Genomic DNA, 17,187 nt, shown 5'->3' on the forward strand with positions numbered 1-17,187 from the left:
GACGTGGAGGCCGTCATTCAGGAACTGACGGAGATCGGCAAGGCCGGGAAGTACCTCTGGTCGTCGGTCCAGCGCGAGAGATCCGCGCCGATCCCGAGCACGCCGGCCATCGCGACGTGGAACCGGAAGTCGAGCGACCGCTCGCGACCGTCGTGCGTCCCCTCGGCATCGGTCACCCAGGAACTCATCAGGTGCGGCGCGAACCCGGTCCGGAAACCTTCCTGGATCCGCAGCCGGTCCAGCGGCGCCGTGTTGTCGCTCGGCCACAACGTGTCGACCCGCGAGGCCATCGCCAGATCGATGCGCGCCCCGCCACCCGCACAACCTTCGACGGAGACCTCCGGGTGCCGGTCCCTGAGCTTCTCGAGGATCCTGTACAGGTTGCCAATCACCCGACCATCGAGGTCCCGACGTTGGTCGCCACTGTCCAATCGCGGCCGATTGGCGTCCCACTTCAGGTACGAGATGTCGTACGTCGACAGCAGCCGGTCCAGCGTGCTCCAGATGAACTCCGCTACGTCGTCCCGGCTCAGATCGAGCAGGAGCTGGTTGCGGATCAGGATCGGATCGTGCCCCGGCGTACGAAGGATCCACTCCGGATGCTCTCTGGCCAGTTGCGATGTCGGGCTGACCGACTCCGGCTCGACCCACAGCCCGAAGTCGAGCCCGATTTCCTTCAATTGACCGATGAACGCGTCCAGTCCGCCCGGGAACCTGGCCGGATCGACCTCCCAGTCCCCCAGCCCGCCGGTGTCGTCAGAACGCCCGACGAACCATCCGTCGTCCACCACGAACGTCTCGACGCCGATTCCCGCCGCGCGCCGCGCCAGTTCGAGTTGATGGTCGGCGCGGATGTCGAACTCGGTCGCGAACCAGGAGTTGTACAGCACCTTCGGAACACGTTTTCTCGATGCGGCCCGCTCATAGTCATGGAATACTCGCGCCAACCCGTCGGTGCCCTCGGCACTGCACGCGCCGACGGCCTTCGGCGACACCCACGTCTCGCCCGGCTTCAGCGTGATCCCGAGACTCGACGACGTCCGGCCCGCCTGGATCCGCACCAGGCCGGTCGTGTCCACGTCCGCCGACATCTCCCACGACCCGGACCACGCAAGCTGTACGCCGTACGCCACGTCGTCATCGACTACCAGGTACGGCGAGTACGAATGCCCGGTGATGCCCTGCGCACTCCCGATCGTGAACCGCCCACGCGGCAGGGTGACCGAAGCCTGCTGGAACTCGCTGTTCCACTCGCCCCACAAGTACTTGACGGTGTTCCCACCAGGTACGACGAACCCAGCCGAGTCGTGCCGATGCAGCACGAGTTCATCAGGACCGTCGTTTCGCACGGCGACCCACCGCTCCACTACGTCCCCGACCATGCGGTAGCGCAGGACGATCCGCACCGCCCGCACCTCATCCACGAACTCGAGCTCGAGCCGCTGGGGCGGTTGGGTCGAGTTCGTCAGCGTCGGGCGGAGTTCGTCGGATCCGTCGGAGCCGCTCACCACCAGGTCGACGGGTGCGGTGTAGCGGACGCCGCGGACGGCGTACTCCAACGGCTCCACGTCCGCGCGCGGAACGAAATGCTCCGTCCCGGCAACAACAACTGGCGCGAGACCGTCATGCGGGCCCCAGGCGACCAGCTGCGCCCACTGACCGTGATCAGGTACGCCGACGACGTACGAGGTCGTCGTACCGCGTAAGGTCCACGTCCTCACTTGACCGCTCCGATCGCCAGCCCGCCGACGAAGTGCTTCTGGAACCGGAGGAACACCGCGACCGTCGGCACCGCGGCGATCACCGTACCGGCCGCGATCACGTTCCACGACGACACGAACAGGCCCTGCAGACCGAGCAGCGCCGGCGTGACCGGCATCTTCTCGCCGGAGCGGATCACCGTGATCGACCACAGCAGGTCGTTGAAGATCCACGTGAACGACAGCGCCCCTAGCGCCGCTAGCGCCGGACGGGTCAGCGGCAGGATCACCGCAGAGTAGATCTTCCCCGGCCCGGCCCCGTCGATCGTCGCCGCCTCCTGGATCTCCCGCGGCAGATCCCGCATGAACCCGTGCAGCACGAACGTGTAGAACCCCAGCCCGAACCCGACATGGACCGCGATGAGCGCGATCAGCGTGTCGTAGTACCCGATCAACTCCACGAACCGGGAGATCGGGATCAGCAGGATCTGCGGCGGCAACAAGTTCCCCATCAACATCAGCAACAGGATCGTCCGCCGGAGCGGGATCGAGTACCGCGCGAGCCCGTACGCCGCCACCGACGCGAGCCCGAGGCTCAGGAGCACGGCCGGGATCGTCACCAGCAAGCTGTTGATCAGCGCGCGGAACTCGTCCGCGTCCTCCCACGCCGACTTGTACGTCGAGAACGTGAACGAATGCGGCAGCGATCCCAGCCCGTTCGCGGCGACGTCGTCGAAGCTGCGGAACGAGATCACGATCACCCACAGGATCGGCGCCACCCACAGGAACGAGATCAGCCCCATCGCGACGTGGTAGCCGGTACGCCGTATCACGATTCCTCCCGGAAGGCGCGGATCAGGTAGCCGAGGATGACGGCCAGGGCGAGTACGAAGATCACCACGGCCAGCGCGGACGCGTACCCGAGCTGGGTGGACTGGAAGGCGGTCGAGTACATGTACGTGCTGAGCAGCTCGGACGAGTGGTACGGCCCGCCCTTCGTCATCGACCAGACGATGTCGAAGGACCGCAGCGAGTCGATGACGATCACCGACAGTACGACGGAGTTGACGCCCTTGAGCTGCGGGATGGTCACGTACCGCGTGCGTTGCCAGGCGGACGCGCCGTCGACCTTCGCGGCTTCGTAGAGCGCGGGGTCGACCGCCTTCAGGCCGGCCAGGTACAGCACCATCACGTACCCGATCTGGCGCCACAGGGCCGGCACGATCACGGCGTACAGCGCGGTGTCGGGGTCGGCGAGCCACGGGCGGATGAAGTTGCCCAGGCCAACGGTTCGGAACACCGTGTCGACAAGTCCATCCGGCTGGTAGAACACGCGCCAGATCAGTGCGGTGACGACCAACGAGAACACGACGGGGGTGAACAAGGCGGCCCGGTAGATCCCGACCCCGCGGCGCTCCCGCTGCAACAGGAGCGCCATCCCGAACCCGCCGATCACGCTCAGCCCACCGAACAGCACCAGCCAGATCGCGGTGTTCTTCAACGCGGTCCGGAAGATTGGATCCGACACCATGTCGGAAAAGTTCCCGAACCCGACGAAGCGGGGCGCCGACAACCCGTCCCAGCTGGTCAACGCCAACCAGAACCCCTGCAGAGCAGGCCAGAACACCCAAACAGCCTCAACAACAAACGGCACCAACACAAACGCAAGAATCAAAGGAGAAACCCGCCGCGGACCCGAGCGTTTCGTACGACGCGACGCACCCCCGCTCCCCTTCGCGCGACTTCCGCTCGCCCCACTCCCCCGCTCGTCCCGCCGCGAGCGCGACGAGCGGGTTTCCGCGGTTGACGATGACACGCTCACGCCTTGAAGACCTTTTCGGCGGCGGCCTGCCAGTCCTTGAGGATCTTGTCGATCTGGTCGGGCTTGTCGAGGAACTTGGTGAGGGCGGCGTCGGCGGTCGGCTGCAGGGCGTCGCTCGAGTCGCGGTTGAAGAACTGCGTGATCTCGGCGGCCCCCTCGATCATCGCCTTACCCTTCTGCACGAGCGGAGTGTCCGCGGACTTCCCGTCCGGGTTCGCCGGAATCACCGTACCGGACGAGTTCTGCACGTAGATCTCCTGCGCCTCGGCCGTCGCCAGCCAGGTCAGGAACTTCTTCACCCCGTCCACGTCCTGCACCTTCTTCGAGGCGAAGTACCCGTCCGTCGGCGCCTCTTCGGCCACCGGTACGGCGGGATCGATGATCGGGAACTGGAAGAAGTCGATGTCGTCCAGCGCGTCCTTCGGCGCCGAGTCCGCGAAGAACGTCCCGATCAGGAACATCCCGGTCTTGCCCGCGAGCAGCGCCGACGTCGCCTCCTGGAACGGGAACGACTTGCCCTTCGGATCGAAGTACGGCAGCACCTCGCGCCACTTGGTGAAGACCGCCTTCACCTTCGGGTCCGTGAAGTTCCCCTGGCCGGCCAGCAACTGCCGGTGGAACGGAGCGCCGTTGATCCGGATGTTGAGGTAGTCGAACCACGCCGAGGCGACCCACGGAGTGTCGCCGAGCCCGATCCCGATCGGCGGGATGCCCTTGCTCTGAATGGTCTTGCACACGGCGACGAACTCGGCCCAGGTCTTCGGCGGCGTCACGCCCCACTTGGCGAAGTTCGACTTCCGGTAGAACATGCCCCACCAGTAGTAGCTGGTCGGCACGAAGATCTTCTGCCCGGCGCTGCTCGTGGACAGCGTCTGCATCGCCTTCGAGTAGTTGCCCATCGAGTCCCAGACGCTCGAGACGTCGAGCAACAGGTCCTTCTTCGCGTACGAGTCCGCGACCGATCCGGCGTACCAGGTGTAGACGTCCGGCGGGTTCGCCGAGGTCAGGTACGTCGGGAGCTGGGTCCGGAAGATCTCCGACGCGACCGTGTTCAGCTTGACCTGGGAACCACCGGTCTTGTTGTACGCGGCAACGAGTTTCTCCATCGCGGCCTTCGCCTGCTCGCTGGAGAGGTTCGACTGCAGCGCCAGCTGACCGGATGGCGCGCTGCCGCTGCCGGGACTCTTCGACGACGTCGCGCACCCGGGCACCAGGGTTGCTGCCCCGAGCAGTCCGAGTCCCTTGAGGAAAGTCCGCCGATCCGAACGAGGCACTGCCAGACCCGTCATGCACAACTCCTGAGATCTGCCCGCCGGCGATGCCAGTCGGGTGGGTGGTGTGTTCCGGACGATCTTGCGGCGGCCCGTCGCAGCTGTCAATATTAATTCGTAAATTACGAGCAAATCGCTTGACCGGGAAGTGCCTTTCACGGTCAACTGATGGCTCGTTCATCGTTGGAAGCGGCCTGCCTCCGTGCTTGGGTAGGAGCAGATCGAAGGAGGCGCGGGTGCGGCTGGCAGGACGGGTGATCGTGGTGACCGGCGCTGCGTCGGGGATCGGCGCGGCCTGTGTCGAGCGGGCGCTGATCGAGGGTGCGCAGGTCGTGCAGGTGGACATCCACCCCTGCAAGAGCCAGCCAGGCAAGGCGATCAGCGTGGTCGGTGACGTCGCGTCGGCCGACACCTGGGCGGAGGTCCGGTCCCGCGGGCGTGACGAGCTCGGCCCGATCGACGGCCTGGTCAGCAACGCGGTCTTCGTCGACGTGAAGCCGGCGCACGAGCTGTCGCCACCATCCTGGCAACGCCAGCTCGACGTCAACCTGACCGCGTCCTTCCTCGGTTTCCAGGCGCTGTACGACGACCTCGTAGCGAACGCGGGCTCCGTCGTACTGGTCTCGTCGGTCCACGCCATCGCCGGGCTACCCGGCCATCCGGCGTACGCCGCGACCAAGGGCGCACTCGTCTCACTCGGACGGCAACTGGCGGTCGAGTACGGTCGCTCGATCCGGGTGAACACCGTGCTTCCGGGGCCGGTCGTGACGGCGATGTGGGACCGCGTCGATGACGAAGGACGCGAGCGCAGCGCCCAGGCGACGGCACTCAAGCGGCTCGGGCAACCGGACGAGGTGGCACAGGCGGTGACGTTCCTGCTGTCACACGAGGCGTCGTTCATCACCGCGACCAGCCTGGTGGTCGACGGCGGATGGTCCGCCGTCAAGGACTCGGCGTGAGGGAGAGCAGGGTGACGGGGATTCAACGCGGGGTGTCACGGGGCCTGCACGGGCAGATCGTGGAGGAGATGGCGCAACGCATCCTGTCCGGGCAGATCGCGGAGGGCGCGACCATCAACGTCACCGAACTGCAGTCCGACCTGGGCGTCAGCCTGACCGCCGTACGCGAGGCCTTGAAGGTGCTGACCGCGAAGGGCCTGGTCGACGCGCGGCAGAAACGCGGCACGTTCGTCCGGCCGCGCTCGGACTGGAACCTGCTCGACGCGGACATGATCCGCTGGCACTTCAGCGACGCGGACGCCCGGCCCGAGCTGCTCGAGGAACTGCACGAGGTCCGCGGGATCGTCGAGCCGGCCGCCGCCCGGTTGGCCGCGGTTCGATCCGACGATGCGGACCTCGCGGCACTCGACGAGGCGCTCGCAGCGATGGAATCCGCGGGTGACAACGTGGCGGCCGCGGCCGCCGACCTCGCGTTCCACCGTGCGCTGCTCGCGGCAACGGGCAACGAACTGCTGACGAAGATGGAAGTGATCATGGAAACCGGGCTCGCCGGCCGCGACCGGCTGGTGCACAAGGTGAAGCCGTCGGACGATCCGGTGCCGAGCCACCGGCGCGTCGTGGACGCGGTCCGTGCGCACGACCCCGAGGGAGCCGAACTCGCGATGCGGGATCTGCTCGCGAAGGCCGCCGAGGACCTCACCGAGGTCCGCGGATCGACCCGGCGGCGGCACCGGTGAAGATCGAGAGGATCGAGACGTTCCTGGTTCCGCCGCGCTGGTTGTTCTGCCGCATCGAGACGAGCGACGGTGTCGTCGGGTGGGGGGAGCCGGTCGTCGAAGGGCGCGCCGAGGTCGTCCGGGCAGCGATCGACGTACTGTCGGAGTACTTGATCGGCCAGGATCCGCTGCAGATCGAGCGGCACTGGCAAGTGTTGACGAAGGGCGGCTTCTACCGAGGTGGGCCGGTGCTGAGCAGCGCGGTCGCCGGGCTCGACCATGCACTGTGGGACATCGCCGGGAAGGTGTACGGCGCTCCGGTCGCCGCGCTCCTCGGCGGGCGGGTCCGGGACCGGGTCCGCGTGTACGCCTGGGTCGGCGGGGACGAGCCGTCCGCGATCGGTGAGTCCGTCGCGGAGCAGGTCGCGGCCGGGATGACGGCCGTGAAGATGAACGCCAGCGGACAGATCCAGGCCTCGCCGTCCGTGGCCGAGGTCAACGACATCGTCAACCGGCTCACTGCCGCTCGCGCGGTCCTGGGGGATTCCCGGGACGTCGCGATCGACCTGCACGGACGGGTCGGCGTGGCCGCGGCGCGCCGCATCCTGCACGCGGTCGAGGACCTGCAGCCGATGTTCGTCGAGGAGCCGGTGCTGCCCGAGCAGATGGCACACCTGGCCGAGGTGGTCGCGACGTCGACGGTGCCGGTTGCGCTCGGCGAGCGGCTGTACCACCGGTCCGACTTCATGGCGCCGTTGAACGCGGGCGTGGCGGTCGTCCAGCCCGACGTCTCGCACGCCGGCGGGATCTCCGAACTACGACGCATCGCCGTACTCGCGGACGCTCACGGTGCAATGCTCGCGCCGCACTGCCCACTCGGGCCGATCTCGTTGGCGGCTTCGTTGCAGGTGTCGTTCGCGACGCCGAACTTCCTCATCCAGGAGCAGAGCCGGGGCATCCATTACAACGTGACGAGCGATCTCACGTCGTACGTCGTGGATCCCGCGCCGTTCGCCTGGGTCAACGGTCATGCCGAATGGAACCCCCTGCCCGGCCTGGGAATCACGGTCGACGAGGAGGCTGTCCGCGCCGCGGACCGAACCGGCCACGCCTGGCGCAACCCGGTGTGGACCCACGAAGATGGATCATTTGCCGAATGGTGACCATCGATCCAGCTGACGGCGGCCGCTGGACCTCTCTGCGGCTCGGTGGCCGCGAATGGCTCTGGGCCGGGCCCGGCCTGGTCACCGGTCCGCGCACCGGCCTCGCCACTTTCATCGACGCGGGCGGCGTCGACGAATGCTTCCCCACCGTCCGCGGGTTCCCTGACCACGGCGGTCTGTGGAATCAGCCGTGGGACGGGATGGTCACGTACAACAACGTGATCCTGACGCGGGCGTTCAATGCCGGCACCGACACCGTCAGCGTCGACTACCACCTGCAGGCTCCGGCCGGCTACCGCTTCATCTGGGCCGCCCACGCGCTCCTCGACTGCGTACCCGGCGCAACCATCTCCGCTCACCCCGGCACCGAATGCCGCCTGTATCCCGAGGCCGCGCCGTGGTTGCCGTGGACGTGGCCAGGCGACGCCCACTGGGTGACCGCCATCTGGCCGACCCCTCTCGAGCTCGGAACCTTCGGCCCGACGGACGGGACGGCGGCCGGTGCGGTTCTGCTGGACTGCCCGACGGTTTCGGTCCGTGATCGCGGCGCCGAGCTCACCATGACCCTGAGTTGCCCGGGGCAACCAGTCTCCACCGCGTTGTGGCGAAACCAGGGCGGCTTCCCGGACGATGCGCCGTACCGGAGTCTCGGGGTCGAGCCGATGCTCGGCCGCGTGTTCGACCTGGCCACCGCCGGTCCGGGCGACGCCGCGGTGGTGCCGGAAAGCGGTGAACTGACCTGGCGGTTGACGCTGTCCGCCAGGCCAGTGTGATGTCACCCGAGCGGCAGATCGAGTACGGCGTCACGCACCGACGTGCTGTTCACGGTGCGAATTCGGTGTCCACGCCAGAGCTCATGGGATGTCCTACGTCTTCCTACATCACATAGGTTGGGGATTATGGATCTGCTTGCCGAACTCCGGAGCCGGAAACTGCTCGCGATCGTCCGTGCCGACGGGGCGGACACCGCCTTCGCCTGCATCCAGACCCTCGTCGAGGCCGGCATCATGGCCCTCGAGGTCTCGCTCACCACGCCCGGCGGCGTCGAGGCGATCGCCAAGGCACGCGCGCAGTACGACCCGAGCATCCTGATCGGCGCCGGCACCGTCATCACCGCGCTTCAGGCCGACGAGGTGGCCGCCGCGAACGCCGACTTCACCGTCACCCCTGCGATCACGCGTGGCGCCTACCGTTCGGTCGAGCTCGGTCTGCCGCTGTTGTGCGGCGCGCTCACGCCCACCGAAGTGGTGGCCGCCCTGGATCTCGGCGCCACCGCCGTCAAGATCTTCCCCGCCAAGCTCCACGGCCCCGGCTACCTCTCCGAACTTCGCGCGCCGCTCCCCGACGCCCCGCTCATCGCGGTCGGCGGCATCGACGCGGTGTCCGCCCCGAAGTACCTCGCCGCCGGAGCCCTCGCGGTCGGCGTCGGCTCCCCCCTCCTCGGCGACGCCGGCACCGGCGGCTCCCTCTCCGAGCTGGCCATCCGAGCAAGCACGTTCCGCACAGCCCTCAACATCTGACACCATGCGCCCGCTCCCTCCGCATTTGCCTGGCCCACCAGGCAATTTGGCTGGTCAACCAGGCAATTTGGCTGGTCAACCAGTCGAGTCGGGGGTTACCCACCCTCCATGACGGTCAGGAACCCCCCATTTGGTGGGTGGACCAGGCAAATGGGCGCGGGAGGCCGGCGCGGGCGGCGGGGCGGTCCGACGGGTCGCCCTCGTTCTCGGAGTACTGAAGGAGTACTGACATGACGGATCTGCTGACGCTGGGCGAGACGATGGTCTCGGTGCGGACTGCTCGCCCGATGCGGCTCGGCGGGGACGCGCAGCTCTCGATCGCCGGCTCCGAGAGCAACGTCGCGATCGGTGTCGCCCGGCTCGGGCACGACGTCACCTGGCTGAGTGCCTTGGGCAACGACGAACCGGGCCGGCTGATCGAACGCACCCTCCGCGCCGAGAACGTCGACACCCGGATCCGATTCTCGGACGATGCGTTCACCGGGTTCATCGCGTTCGACCAGCCGTCGCACGACATCACCCGCGTGAGCTACCACCGCCGCGGTTCGGCCGCTTCCACCCTCACGCCGGACGAGACCACAGCTGCTGTGACGACCACGGCCCCGACACTGCTCCACGTCACCGGCATCACTCCAGCACTCTCCGACACGGCACGTGCCGCAACGCTGGCCGCCGTACGCACGGCCTCCGCAGCCGGTACCCGAGTCTCACTCGACGTGAACTACCGCGCCCGCCTCTGGGCTCGCCCCGAAGCAGCCACTGCGCTGCGCGAGCTCCTGCCCCACGTCCACACGGTCTTCGCGTCCGACGACGAACTCGACCTCCTCACCGACGCTGAAGATCCGGTCGCCGACCTGCTCCGGTCCGTCGACACCGTCGTCGTGACGGCCGGAGGGAAGGGCGCTTGGTCCCACACCAAGGGCGCCGAATCCATCGACGCGCCCGCGCCTGAGGTGCACACCATCCACAGCCCTGCCCTCCCGGTCACGGTCGTCGACAGCATCGGTGCCGGCGACGCGTTCGTCTCCGGCTACCTCTCCGCCACCCTCGACAACCTCACCCCCGACGCCCGCCTGACGCGCGCCACAACCTCAGGCGCCTTCTGCGTAACGGCGTACGGCGACTGGGAATCCCTCCCCACCCGCCAAGACCTAACCCTCCTGACCCACACCCAAGGCACCGCCCTCCGCTAACCCCACCCCTCACCCACCCAGGCTGTTCCCCTCCGCCCCGCCCAACCAGCAGGCTGCTCCACCACCACCAAGCCCGACCAACGGGCTGCGCCACCACCACCCACGGCCCCGCCCGACTGGTGGCTGTTTCCCGCCGGTTCGTCGAGTGGCGGGTTGTTTCATGGCTGGCTCGCTGTAACCCGTCAGCGGTCACATAGCCCGCCACCCCGATCTGCTCGGTTCGCCTAGCGTTGCCGGACGGAGTAGGTCAGGTGGGTCACCTTCGGGGAGTGTTCCGCGTTGATCTGGTCGAGGGCGACGCGGCTCGCGTCGATGCCCTCGAAGAGGCGGATTCCGGAGCCGAACAGCACCGGCGACAACGCGATCGAGAACTCGTCGATCAGCCCGGCGTTCAGGTACTCCAGGATCGTCGCACCACCACCCGCGATGCGCACATCCCGATCGCCCGCGGCCTCGCGCGCCTGCTCGAGCGCGACCTCGATGCCATCGTTGACGAAGTAGAACGTCGTCCCACCCGGCCGCTCCCACGGGTCACGCTTCTCGTGCGTCACCACGAAGACCGGCGTATGGAACGGCGCCTCCTCCGGCCACATCCGCTCGCCGGCATCGAACATGCGCTTACCCATCACGCTCACGCCGGTGCGCTCGTACGTCTCCCGCGCGATGTCGTTGTCGCGCCCCTCCTCGCCGCCCTTTCCGAGCTTCAGGTTCTCCCGGAAGAACCGCAGCGGAAAGACCCACCGCTGCAGCTCCATCCACTGCTTCCCCATCAATTCCTCGGGCGAGTCGGGCGCGATGAACCCGTCCAGCGACATCGACACGCCGAAGAACACCTTCCCGGCCATCAGCCCTCCACTCCCAACCGAGAGCTGACGTACGTCGCCAGCTTGCTCAGCGTCTGCCGGCCGCCCTCGATCGCGCCGTACTTCTCGACCGCCTCGTCGCGCAGTTCCTTGGTACGGAACACCGTGCGCATCTCGATCCGCGTCGCCGCACCGTCGAGCACGAACGTCAGCACCGACTCGAACGGGTTCGGGTCATCGCGGGATTCACCGTGCAGCAACGCAATCCGCTCGGGTACGGCGATCTCGGTCCAGGTGATCCACTCGGCGTAGTCCGTCCCGTCCGGCCCGTGCATCACGAAGTCCCACACCCCACCGACACGGAACTCGAACGCCCGCGTGGTCGTGGTGAACCCCTCCGGTCCCCACCACCGCGACAGGTGCCGAACCTCGGTGAACGCCTCGAACACCAACTCCCGTGGAGCTTCGATGACCCGCGAGATGACGACCTCCCGCTCGGCCGTCGAGGACCGCACCGGCACCCCCTGCCCCGTCGCGGACTGCGTCGACGCCCCTTGCCCCATGGCGGACTGGGTCGACGCTCCTTGTCCCGTTGCGCTCATCAGTTTTCCTCCAGCCGCGTCTGCTTCAAGTCCTGCACGTATGCGTCCAACCGGTCGAAGCTCTCGTTCCAGAACCGCTCGAACCCGCCGGCCCACTCGTGAACCGGTCGCAGCCCCCGGGCATCCAGCCCGTACAGCCGCTGCTTGCCTGCCTTGCGGTCCCGCACCAGCCCCACCTCCCGCAGCACCCGCAGGTGTTTGGACGCCCCCGGCTGAGTCATCCCCAACTCCTGGGCCAACTCGGTCACCGGCCGCTCGCCCGCGCGCAGCAACACCAGGATCTCCCGGCGCTGCGGCTCGGCGATCGCGTTGAAGACGTCCGAAGTCGTCGCTGCTCGTGCCATGCCCGCAATCATATGCCCATATCGGAATGCGTCAAGCGACTGTCACCCCGGAGGTAGCTGGATCGTCCTGGACAGGTACGTCGGACGAGGAGGATCTGTGATGGGTCGATGGGATGAACTACCTGTCGTGCGGAGCGTGGCGGAGCTGGAGCAGTTCGGTACGCCGGAACCGATCGCCCGCGACAAGGTCGAGGCGCGATTGAGCGACGTACATGCCGAATGGATCGGAGGCTCACCACTCGTCTTCGTCGGTACGTCGTCCGCCAACGGCCACTGCGATGTCTCGCCGAAGGGCGACCCACCCGGTTTCGTGAAGGTGCTGGACGAGGTCACGCTCGCGATTCCGGAACGTTCCGGAAACCGCCGGATGGACGGATTCCGCAACCTCCTCGAGAACCCGTACGCCGGCCTGATCTTCGTCGTCCCCGGTCGCCCCGAGACGCTCCGGGTGAACGGCCGCGCGAGGATCGTCACGGACGGGCCGTTCTTCGACGAGATGATCGTCCGCTCGCACCGCCCGCGGCTGGCGCTCGTCGTCGACGTCGAGGAGGCGTTCTTCCACTGCCCGAAGGCGTTCGCGCGATCCAGCACCTGGAAACCCGAGACCTGGAACCCGACAGCGATCCGCCCGTACGCCGAGATTGCCCGGGCACTGTGGCGACAAGGCGAGTCGCTGGAGTCGATCGAGGCCCGGAACCGCCCCGAGGTGCTCGACGCCCAACTCTACCCGGGGCCTGCCGTGGACTAGGAGGCGTTGTATTACCAAGTCCCCGGACATCTGGACCCGGCAGTCGTCGCCGCCGTCGTCAACTGGTTGCCTTAAGCAAGCAGAGCCGGGTCGGACTCCAGTTCGCGTTCGGGGTCCAGGGGCAGGACGATCTTGAAGACCGTGCGGCCCGGCTCGGACTCGACGCGCAGGTCGCCGTGGTGCTTCTTCACCACGATGCGCCACGAGATGTCGAGGCCCAGGCCGGTGCCTTCGCCGATCGGCTTGGTGGTGAAGAACGGCTCGAAGATGCGGCGCCGGATCTCGTCGGGGATGCCCGGTCCGGTGTCGCCGATCTCGACGACCGCGTAGCCGCCGTCGCGACGGGTGCGGAGCGTCAGCGTTCCGGATCCGCCCATCGCGCTCACCGCGTTGTCGATGATGTTCGTCCACACCTGGTTGAGCTCCGCGGCGTACGCCGGGATCGCGGGCAGCTCGGGATCGAAGTCCTTGACGACCTCGTACCCCTGCAGCTTCCCCGACATCATCACCAGCGTCGACTTCAGCAACTCCCGCAGATCAACGGTCTGGTACGGCGCCCGGTCGATCTGCGAATACTGCTTGGCGGCGCCGACAAGAGTCGAGATCCGGGTCACGGAGTCGTCGATCTCGTTCATCAGCGACTCGGTGTCGATGGTGTACATCAACCACCGCACCGCGCCCTCGAGGTACTTCGGCCCGACCGCCGCCAGCACGTTCTCCATCCAGGGCACGTCCAGGCCCGCGGCCGCGAGCACCGGCGCCACGTCCCAGCTCGCGTGGACGTCGTGGTCGTCGAGCCAGTCCGTCAGCGTGTCCTCGCGGTCGGACAACTCCATCGGTGGGACATCCTTGTCCTTGTTCTTCTCCAGCCGCTCGACCGCGTCGTCCTGCAACGCGACGATCTGGTGCAGCTTGGTCGCGTCGAGGGTGCCGTCGGCGAGCATCGCCAGCTTCGACCGCATCCCGGACACTCGCTGCCGCAGGGTCGCCGCGGCCCGGACCGCCGCCGCTGCCGGGTTGTTCAACTCGTGGGTCAGACCCGCGGACAAGGAGCCGAGGGCAAGCAACCGCTCGCGCTCCCCCAGCGTCTCGTTGGTCCGCCGCATGCCCATCACGAAACCCTCGATCAGGTGCACCGCCATCGGGAACCAGGTGTTCATCATCGTCGCCATCGTCTCGGCGCTGACGACGAAGAACTCCGACGGCTTCGTGACCTGCATGGTCGCCGTGTACGCCTTCGTCTCGGCGGCACCGAAGAACGCGTTGAACGCACCGGCGTACACCCCGCGCTGGCTGGTCCGGTTGATCTCCACCAGCTCACCGTGCGACAGCTTGCAGAGCCGGAGCTCGCCCGAGAGCAGGACGTAGCAGCAGGTCGCCTCGTCGCCCTCGTTGAAGACGGTCCCGCCGTGCACTTCCTCGACGTACCCGGCGTTCGACAGCCACTCGAGCTGCTCCTCGGTGAGGCTCTCGAAGAGGAACAGCGTGCGCAACTCGTCGGGGGTCAGCCGCCGCGGCGCCACAGCTTGGTCAGTCATCAGAGCATCTCCAGGTATCGGTGCACCAGTGTCACGGCCATCGCTCCGTCACCGACCGCGGACGCGACCCGCTTCACCGACTCGGCCCGTACGTCGCCGGCGGCGAACACGCCCGGCATGCTCGTCTCCAGGTGGTACGGCTCCCGGTCCAGCGGCCAGCCCGGCGGTCTGCCGTGCAGGTCGGGTCCGGTGAGCACGAAGCCTCGGTCGTCGCGGAGCACGTCACCGGGCAGCCAGTCCGTCCGCGGAGCCGCGCCGATGAACACGAACATCCATTCCGTGTCCACTTCACGCTTCTCCCCGGTCTCGCTGTTCAGCAAGGTGAGGTGTTCCAGGTGCTCCGAGCCGATACAGGAAACGACCTGCGTGCAGGTGTGCACCTCGATGTTGTCGATCCCGTCGATCTGGTCGATGAGGTACGACGACATCGTCGCGGTGAGCGATGGTCCTCTCACCAGCATACGCACGCGTTTCGCATGCCTCGAGAAATAGACCGCCGCCTGACCGGCGGAGTTCGCCCCGCCGATGATGTAGACCTCGGCGCCGGCGCACGCCGGACCCTCGGTGGTGGCCGATCCGTAGTAGATGCCACGGCCGCACAGATCGTCGACACCGGGCGCTTGCAGCGTCCGGTACGAGACCCCGGTCGCCAGGATCACCGAGTGCGCCGAGATCTCGCTGCCGTCGGCGAACACCAGCCGCCGCGCGTTGCCGAGCGTCTCGAGGCCGACGACCTGGCGAGTCGTCAGCAGCTCGGCCCCGAACCGGACCGCCTGCCGCCGGGCTCGGTCAGTCAGCTGCGCGCCCGACACCCCGTCCGGGAAGCCCAGGTAGTTCTCGATCCGGCTCGACTGCCCAGCCTGACCGCCGGTCGCCAACTGCTCGACCAGCACGGTCCGCAGGCCCTCGCTGGCGCCGTACACCGCCGCACCGAGCCCAGCCGGGCCCCCGCCGACCACGACCAGGTCGTAGAAGTCCTTCGCCGGCGCCGTGGACAGGCCGACCTTCTGCGCCAGCTCGGCCTCGGACGGGGCGACCATCACTGTGGCGTCGGGCGTGATCACGACCGGCAGCGTCGTACCGTCCACGTCGGCGGCGTCCAGGAGCCGCTTGGCCTCGTCGTCGTCGACATTCAGCCAGCGGTACGGCACCGCGTTGCGGGCGAGGAAGTCGCGGGCCGCGAACGACGGCGCCGACCAGCGGTGACCGATCACCCGGGTCTCGTCGCCGGACGGCTCGGGGGTCGACCGCCACAGGTCGAGCATCGCGTCGACCACCGGATACAGCTTCTCCTCCGGCGGGTTCCACGGCTTCAGCAGGTAGTGGTCGAGGTCGACGACGTTGATCGCCTGGATCGCGGCGTCGGTGTCGGCGTACGCCGTCAGCAGCACCCGGCGGGCCAGCGGGAACAGGTCCATCGCGGCCTCGAGGAACTCGATGCCGGACATCTGGGGCATCCGGTAGTCGGCCAGCAGCAGCGCGACCGGTTCACCACGGAGCTTCAGCTCCTTCAGCGCGTCGAGCGCCTGCACCGGGTTCTCCGCCCGGACGATGCGGTTCTCCTCGCCGTACCGACGGCGGAGGTCACGGGCGATCGATCGGGAAACGCCGGGATCGTCGTCGACGGTGAGGATCACCGAGCGGGTCGTTGACGCTGTCATGCCTCCTTCATACCAGCGGATGCCTACAAACAGGGATCGGTAATCCACAGGCTCCGGCCCGGCTCGCGGGGGCGGCGCGAGCCGGGCAGGCCAGGAAAGGAGTCAAGGTACGGCGCGTGGCTGTCCAGCAACTCCCGGTTCGTTTAGTAGAGATGCTCCATAATCACCGGTCAATGCGTCGGCGACGGCGGATACCCGACGCTGTCGGGAACCCGGCCTAGGGTGGTCGCGTGACGGAGATGGACTGGGGCAAGGGCAGCTACGAACCGACCGCCGCGGATCTGCTGCCCGCAGCTCGGGAGCTGGTGACGGCAGCGAACATCCAGCCCGGTGAACATGTGGTCGATGTCGGTGCGGGCACCGGCAACGTCGCCTTGCTCGCGGCCGACCTCGGGGCCCGCGTGACCGCGGTCGAGCCGGCCGCCCGTCTCCGTGAAGTGATCGCGGAGACCGCCCTCGACCGCGACCTCACCGTCGTCGACGGAGAGGCCGCGTCGATCCCGCTGCCGGACTCCTCCGCCGACGTGATCCTGTCCAACTTCGCCGTCATCTTCGCGCCCGACCCGGCCGCCGCCTTCACCGAACTCGCCCGCGTCGCGAAGCCGACCGGCCGCATCCTGCTGACCACCTGGCAACCGGGCGTCCTCAGCAAGCTCGTCGGCGTCCTCATCGCTGCGCTTCGCGAAGTCACCGGCGGCGTCGACATGGGCACCCCGTTCAACTGGCACGAGCCGAACGCCCTGTCCGAACTGCTCGCCCCTCACGGCTTCACTGTCTCCGGCAGAACCCTCGACCTCGACATCGTGACTGCCTCCGCCACCGAGTACTGGGACACCCGTATCGCCACCCACCCCCTCGGCATCGAAACCCTCCCCATCCTCGAGAACGCAGGCCGCCTCGAAGAGGTCCGCAACCGCGTCCTGGGCATGATCAACGACGACTGGACCACGTCAACCGGCCAGGTGCGCCTGAAGGCGCAGTACCTCCTGGCAACGGCGGTGCGCTGACTGGCAGGTTTTCGCCAGCGGCTAGTTGAAGCCAAAACCGTGTGGTCGGAGCGGTGGATTGGCAGGCTCTTCGGCGTCCGAGCTCGGGGGCGGGCGGCCGGGGCTACAGCCACGGCCAGGACTACATGCCGTGGAGGCAT

At 67.7% G+C, this 17,187-nt stretch carries 17 protein-coding genes; 8 read left to right on the forward strand and 9 right to left on the reverse strand.

The window, feature by feature from the left end:
• Positions 1-17 precede the first annotated feature (17 nt).
• From EV137_RS25110 to EV137_RS25125, 4 genes are all read right to left on the reverse strand, one after another.
• Positions 18-1,721: an alpha-galactosidase gene (locus EV137_RS25110; RefSeq protein WP_202871144.1), complete on the reverse strand. Its 1,704-nt coding sequence runs from the start codon at positions 1,719-1,721 to the stop codon at positions 18-20.
• Entirely contained in the window at positions 1,718-2,533 is an 816-nt protein-coding gene (locus tag EV137_RS25115; RefSeq protein WP_238175540.1) for a carbohydrate ABC transporter permease, read from the reverse strand. The genes EV137_RS25110 and EV137_RS25115 overlap by 4 nt, the downstream gene beginning before the upstream one ends.
• Entirely contained in the window at positions 2,530-3,327 is a 798-nt protein-coding gene (locus tag EV137_RS25120) for a carbohydrate ABC transporter permease (RefSeq protein ID WP_238175541.1), read from the reverse strand. The genes EV137_RS25115 and EV137_RS25120 overlap by 4 nt, the downstream gene beginning before the upstream one ends.
• A gap of 191 nt (positions 3,328-3,518) precedes the next feature.
• The gene (locus EV137_RS25125; protein WP_202871146.1) at positions 3,519-4,811 is read right to left on the reverse strand and encodes an ABC transporter substrate-binding protein; all 1,293 of its coding nucleotides are present in this window, start codon (positions 4,809-4,811) and stop codon (positions 3,519-3,521) included.
• 218 nt (positions 4,812-5,029) lie between these two features.
• On the opposite strand from EV137_RS25125, the gene EV137_RS25130 reads away from it, so the two are divergent.
• The 6 genes from EV137_RS25130 (at position 5,030) to EV137_RS25155 (ending at position 10,344) form a co-directional block, all read left to right on the forward strand.
• Positions 5,030-5,752, forward strand: coding sequence for an SDR family NAD(P)-dependent oxidoreductase (locus EV137_RS25130; RefSeq protein WP_134131046.1), 723 nt, complete (start codon positions 5,030-5,032; stop codon positions 5,750-5,752).
• Positions 5,753-5,763: 11 nt separating this feature from the next.
• Positions 5,764-6,489 (forward strand): FadR/GntR family transcriptional regulator, encoded by a 726-nt coding sequence (locus tag EV137_RS25135; RefSeq protein WP_238175542.1) that lies wholly within the window; start codon positions 5,764-5,766, stop codon positions 6,487-6,489.
• Entirely contained in the window at positions 6,486-7,631 is a 1,146-nt protein-coding gene (dgoD, locus tag EV137_RS25140) for a galactonate dehydratase (protein ID WP_134131047.1), read from the forward strand. The genes EV137_RS25135 and dgoD overlap by 4 nt, the downstream gene beginning before the upstream one ends.
• Positions 7,625-8,404, forward strand: coding sequence for a hypothetical protein (locus EV137_RS25145; RefSeq protein WP_134131048.1), 780 nt, complete (start codon positions 7,625-7,627; stop codon positions 8,402-8,404). Before dgoD ends, EV137_RS25145 begins: the two co-directional genes overlap by 7 nt.
• Positions 8,405-8,530: 126 nt before the next feature.
• Positions 8,531-9,151 (forward strand): bifunctional 4-hydroxy-2-oxoglutarate aldolase/2-dehydro-3-deoxy-phosphogluconate aldolase, encoded by a 621-nt coding sequence (locus EV137_RS25150; RefSeq protein ID WP_134131049.1) that lies wholly within the window; start codon positions 8,531-8,533, stop codon positions 9,149-9,151.
• A 230-nt stretch (positions 9,152-9,381) separates the two neighbouring features.
• Entirely contained in the window at positions 9,382-10,344 is a 963-nt protein-coding gene (locus EV137_RS25155) for a sugar kinase (protein WP_134131050.1), read from the forward strand.
• A 224-nt stretch (positions 10,345-10,568) separates the two neighbouring features.
• Here EV137_RS25155 and EV137_RS25160 read toward each other — a convergent pair whose 3' ends face one another.
• The 3 genes from EV137_RS25160 to EV137_RS25170 are packed head-to-tail and all read right to left on the reverse strand — an operon-like array spanning position 10,569 to position 12,093.
• On the reverse strand, positions 10,569-11,189 hold the full coding sequence (locus tag EV137_RS25160; RefSeq protein ID WP_134007141.1) for a dihydrofolate reductase family protein: 621 nt from the start codon (positions 11,187-11,189) through the stop codon (positions 10,569-10,571).
• Positions 11,189-11,749 carry an SRPBCC family protein gene (locus EV137_RS25165; protein WP_202871147.1) on the reverse strand — a complete coding sequence of 187 codons (561 nt, stop codon included), beginning with the start codon at positions 11,747-11,749 and terminating at the stop codon, positions 11,189-11,191. The genes EV137_RS25160 and EV137_RS25165 overlap by 1 nt, the downstream gene beginning before the upstream one ends.
• A complete protein-coding gene (locus EV137_RS25170) occupies positions 11,749-12,093 on the reverse strand; it encodes an ArsR/SmtB family transcription factor (RefSeq protein ID WP_134007137.1) in 345 nt (114 codons plus the stop codon). Before EV137_RS25170 ends, EV137_RS25165 begins: the two co-directional genes overlap by 1 nt.
• A gap of 100 nt (positions 12,094-12,193) precedes the next feature.
• Here EV137_RS25170 and EV137_RS25175 point away from each other — a divergent pair, with 100 nt between their 5' ends.
• Positions 12,194-12,841 carry an MSMEG_1061 family FMN-dependent PPOX-type flavoprotein gene (locus EV137_RS25175; RefSeq protein WP_134131051.1) on the forward strand — a complete coding sequence of 216 codons (648 nt, stop codon included), beginning with the start codon at positions 12,194-12,196 and terminating at the stop codon, positions 12,839-12,841.
• 71 nt (positions 12,842-12,912) lie between these two features.
• Here EV137_RS25175 and EV137_RS25180 read toward each other — a convergent pair whose 3' ends face one another.
• Positions 12,913-14,379 (reverse strand): ATP-binding protein, encoded by a 1,467-nt coding sequence (locus tag EV137_RS25180; protein ID WP_134131052.1) that lies wholly within the window; start codon positions 14,377-14,379, stop codon positions 12,913-12,915.
• Positions 14,379-16,040, reverse strand: coding sequence for an FAD-dependent oxidoreductase (locus EV137_RS25185; protein ID WP_134131053.1), 1,662 nt, complete (start codon positions 16,038-16,040; stop codon positions 14,379-14,381). Before EV137_RS25185 ends, EV137_RS25180 begins: the two co-directional genes overlap by 1 nt.
• A 239-nt stretch (positions 16,041-16,279) precedes the next feature.
• Between EV137_RS25185 and EV137_RS25190 the strand changes: the two genes are divergently transcribed.
• Positions 16,280-17,047 (forward strand): class I SAM-dependent methyltransferase, encoded by a 768-nt coding sequence (locus EV137_RS25190; protein ID WP_238175693.1) that lies wholly within the window; start codon positions 16,280-16,282, stop codon positions 17,045-17,047.
• Positions 17,048-17,187: the final 140 nt, after the last annotated feature.

The organism is Kribbella pratensis (assembly GCF_004366075.1).
Classification (GTDB): Bacteria; Actinomycetota; Actinomycetes; order Propionibacteriales; family Kribbellaceae; genus Kribbella; species Kribbella pratensis.

Excerpts from the sequence above, each read along its gene's own strand:
- EV137_RS25125 (WP_202871146.1), bottom strand. The coding sequence starts at position 4,811 with ATGACGGGTCTGGCAGTGCCTCGTTCGGATCGGCGGACTTTCCTCAAG.
- EV137_RS25145 (WP_134131048.1), top strand. The coding sequence starts at position 7,625 with ATGGTGACCATCGATCCAGCTGACGGCGGCCGCTGGACCTCTCTGCGG.
- EV137_RS25150 (WP_134131049.1), top strand. The coding sequence starts at position 8,531 with ATGGATCTGCTTGCCGAACTCCGGAGCCGGAAACTGCTCGCGATCGTC.
- EV137_RS25155 (WP_134131050.1), top strand. The coding sequence starts at position 9,382 with ATGACGGATCTGCTGACGCTGGGCGAGACGATGGTCTCGGTGCGGACT.
- EV137_RS25160 (WP_134007141.1), bottom strand. The coding sequence starts at position 11,189 with ATGGCCGGGAAGGTGTTCTTCGGCGTGTCGATGTCGCTGGACGGGTTC.
- EV137_RS25165 (WP_202871147.1), bottom strand. The coding sequence starts at position 11,749 with ATGAGCGCAACGGGACAAGGAGCGTCGACCCAGTCCGCCATGGGGCAA.
- EV137_RS25170 (WP_134007137.1), bottom strand. The coding sequence starts at position 12,093 with ATGGCACGAGCAGCGACGACTTCGGACGTCTTCAACGCGATCGCCGAG.
- EV137_RS25175 (WP_134131051.1), top strand. The coding sequence starts at position 12,194 with ATGGGTCGATGGGATGAACTACCTGTCGTGCGGAGCGTGGCGGAGCTG.
- EV137_RS25180 (WP_134131052.1), bottom strand. The coding sequence starts at position 14,379 with ATGACTGACCAAGCTGTGGCGCCGCGGCGGCTGACCCCCGACGAGTTG.
- EV137_RS25185 (WP_134131053.1), bottom strand. The coding sequence starts at position 16,040 with ATGACAGCGTCAACGACCCGCTCGGTGATCCTCACCGTCGACGACGAT.
- EV137_RS25190 (WP_238175693.1), top strand. The coding sequence starts at position 16,280 with ATGGACTGGGGCAAGGGCAGCTACGAACCGACCGCCGCGGATCTGCTG.